The following is a 3,485-nucleotide window of genomic DNA, read 5'->3' as shown; positions in this document are numbered from 1 at the left end:
ACTACACTTTTCTCTTTTAGTTTATCTTCCACAATAAATCTCCATTTTATATTGCTATTAAGTCATGCCTCTAACATAGGCAATATGAATTTATAGTAATGGTTTATTTATTCACCGTCTATTTCATAAAGCATTTGTTAGCTTAACTTGAGATGCTTAGTTTCGAGTTCATTATCAATAAATAGCATATTCTGTTTCCTAAAGTAGGTTGTTTATCTACTAAAATAAATATAATAAATTGCACTCCTAGATTGATACAAACCAATTCAACAACTGGGGTTACACAATATGTCTACCAATCAATTACAACTAGCACGTGCTCTAGATTTACCATCGAGAACAGCCATGTTAAACCGTGACCACTCGGTACAACAGTTTTGGTACAACAACGACGACCTAATTACAGACGCGTGGAAAGAATGGGAAGCAAGCGAAATTGACCCTTCTACATTCACGCTAGACGATTCATTACTCGATAAAGATTTACGCAAAGCCGTACAACAAGCATGGCAAGACCCATCTAAAGAGCATTTAGTAAAAGCGCTTTTAGAAGAAGTGGCTCCTGATGTATTTCAGTTTCAATTTTTTGATCCAGAGCGCCTTGCCGTTTTACGTGGCTACCTTGAACAAGTATGGAACTCTAACATTCCTATGTGCCCACCGTACGGTATTGTATTAAACCGCCGTGGTGCCATGCTCGACAAACGTTCAGAGGGCTATTTAGCAGCGCCAAGTTTTCAAGCATTTTATAACGAAATGCTAAACACTTATATGCGCCCTATTTCGCGCTTATTGTTTCCTGAAATAATTGGCTACGATACGCAAACATTTGGATTCTCTATTTACTACGATCCAAGTACAGATGCGTCTATTCGCCCACATACTGATGCATCGGCGGTAACGTTAAATATTAATTTAAATTTACCGGGTGAGGAGTTTACAGGTTCTGAGCTTGATTTTTACGACCAAGTAAATGGGAGCGTAATACAACTTGGCTTTAAACCAGGCACCGCAATGATACACCGAGGCAATGTACCTCACGCGGCAAAACCTATTACCAGTGGCGATAGAACAAACTTTGTATTATGGCTGTTTGGCGATCGCGGTCGTTTACCAGCTCAAGGTGCACAACGATCTGAAATAGAAGCTAAAGAGCGTTGGAGTACACCTGTTACAACACCTGATGGCTATGCACCATTTTAAGTAAGCGCTTTAAAGCTTTAAATACAAATGGCTGCCTAATTTAAGCAGCCATATTTAGCATTCGTTTAAAAGTTTAAAACTTATATGATGCAGAAAACTTAACGTTTCTTGGTGTACCAGGTTGTACCCACGCATCAGCAAACGAGTTTGTATAATACGTTTCGTCAAACAGGTTATCTACCTCTGCGCGTAAACCAAATGCTTTAGTTACATCGTAATCAACAAATGCACGTGCTGTTGTGTAGCTTGGCAGCTCAAAGTCGGTACCAAAAAAACCGTTTCGTGAACCTACATAAACTAAACCACCACCAAATTTAATTGCTTTGCCATATAACTCGGCTGATTTAACAAGCTGTAAACTAAGTTGATGTTTAGGAATATTTAATAAAGAACTACCCGCTTCAACGGTATAGCCAAAGTTAGCATCAAAAAATGAGTTTTCAATAGTTGCATCAACATACGCATACGATAACCATAGGCTCACATCATGCGTTAGCTCACCGTTTATATCAATCTCTATGCCTTTGCTTTGTGCTTCGCCTATTGCAGCAAAAGTAAATGCAGTGGGATCGTCAACCACCAGCATGTTGTCTTGCTCTACTTTAAACATCGCGATAGTGCCAAATAAAGCGCCATCGTTTAAAGTAAATTTAACTCCCAACTCTGTTGAAGTAGATTGATTTGGTTCAAACCCATCGCCATTTGTATCAGTGCCAGATAAAGGCCTAAAGTTTTCGCCATAAGCGGCATAAACAGATACAAACTCGCTCGCCTCATACACAACACCTAGTTGGGGGCTAACACGCGATTCGTTTTGCTTTGATTGAGTATTAGCTAAGCGGTTATTAAGTGTTTGCTGGTAGTCATCAAAACGTATACCAATACGTACATCAAACTTATCGGTTAGGCTTATTTGGTCTTGTATAAATACACCTAACGACTCTTGGACTTCTAACTTATCGGTATTGGCCGTTGGCGTAGGTAACTCATATGCTCCATATACAGGATTAAAAACATTTATATACTGATCGCCACGTACACGAAGAACAAATTGATCATTTTCGAACTTATCAGAATCAACACCAATTATTAAACGGTGATCCAACCCTGCAACCTCTAAATTACCTGTCACTTCGGCTCTAAATACCTGATATTTTGCATTGTAATCACGGTAGCGTCTAAAACGATTTACTTCGCCATCTACTACACCATCAAAGCCTGTTTCGGTTGCAAAACCTTCAAGCGACGTATCACGGTAGTTAGCGCCCAGTAATACGCTCCAGTTATCATTAAAGTCATGAACAAACTCTAATTGATGGCCAAGTACGTCAGCCTCTATTGGGCCATCACCTGGCTCGCCTAAAAAGCGGCTTTCTGGTATTAAGCCAAGCTCGCCGTCTATTGCTAATACACCTCTATCAAACGGGACTTTTTGATCGCTATATTCAAGCTCGTAAATTAGTTGGCTATTGTCGTCAATGTTCCACGTAATTGATGGGCTAAAGCCTTGTTTAGTTGTTTCTATAGTATCGCGAAAGCTTTTTGCGTCTTCATAAAAACCAACCAGTCTAATTGCTACGTCGTCGCTAAGGGGCGTTGTGTAATCCACATCGGCGCGGTAAGTATCAAAGCTGCCTATACTGAGTTTTAGCTCGCCGCTTGTATCAAACGTTGGGCGCTTAGTAACAAGGTTTACTGTGCCGCCTGGCTCACCTCTGCCAAATAAAGCTGCGCGAGGGCCTTTTAACACATCAACAGATTCAATACCCGACAAATCACGCGAGCCACCAAAACCACGCCCTGCGTTAAAGCCATTTACTAAATAGTTACTTGGCAGGTTTTCGTCGCCAACAAAGCCACGCAGTGCAAAGCTATTCCAAAGCCCACCAAAGTTATTTTGACGCGCTACCGATGCCGACAAATCTAGCGCTTGGTTTAAATCTATTGCGCCTGCATTTTCGAGTGCTTCTAAATCTATTTTCAGCTCTGATTGTGGGGTTTCTAAAGGGCTAAAATTACCTTGGTATGCTTGACGAGAGCCAGTAACCGCTAAACGCTCAATAGGCTCTTTAGCACTGTTTTTAGCGCTAGTGTTCTCATTGGCTGCAATAGCGTGGCTTGCAAACATACTTGCTAAGCAGGCACTAATATAAGTGAGCTTAAGCCCTTTTTTATTGGTATTCATGATAAACCTTGTTCATTAGTTAGCTGATAAATTTTGTTTTGGCTGAGCGTCTTGTATCTCTCATTGATAAATGATTAGCTATCGTTTATCACATCGA

Annotated in this window: 2 protein-coding genes; one reads left to right on the top strand and one right to left on the bottom strand. The window is 40.5% G+C overall.

The window, feature by feature from the left end:
• Nucleotides 1-288: 288 nt before the first annotated feature.
• Nucleotides 289-1,203 carry a 2OG-Fe(II) oxygenase family protein gene (locus GQR46_RS17750; RefSeq protein ID WP_165741795.1) on the top strand — a complete coding sequence of 305 codons (915 nt, stop codon included), beginning with the start codon at nucleotides 289-291 and terminating at the stop codon, nucleotides 1,201-1,203.
• Nucleotides 1,204-1,276: 73 nt separating this feature from the next.
• Here the strand turns inward: GQR46_RS17750 and GQR46_RS17745 are convergent, their stop codons facing one another.
• Nucleotides 1,277-3,388, bottom strand: coding sequence for a TonB-dependent siderophore receptor (locus GQR46_RS17745; RefSeq protein WP_165741793.1), 2,112 nt, complete (start codon nucleotides 3,386-3,388; stop codon nucleotides 1,277-1,279).
• Nucleotides 3,389-3,485: the final 97 nt, after the last annotated feature.

Source organism: Pseudoalteromonas sp. Z1A6, from assembly GCF_011378745.1.
GTDB lineage: Bacteria > Pseudomonadota > Gammaproteobacteria > Enterobacterales > Alteromonadaceae > Pseudoalteromonas > Pseudoalteromonas arctica.
The sequence above is the reverse complement of the archived record's forward strand: the minus strand, read 5'-3'. Positions and strand labels throughout refer to the sequence as shown.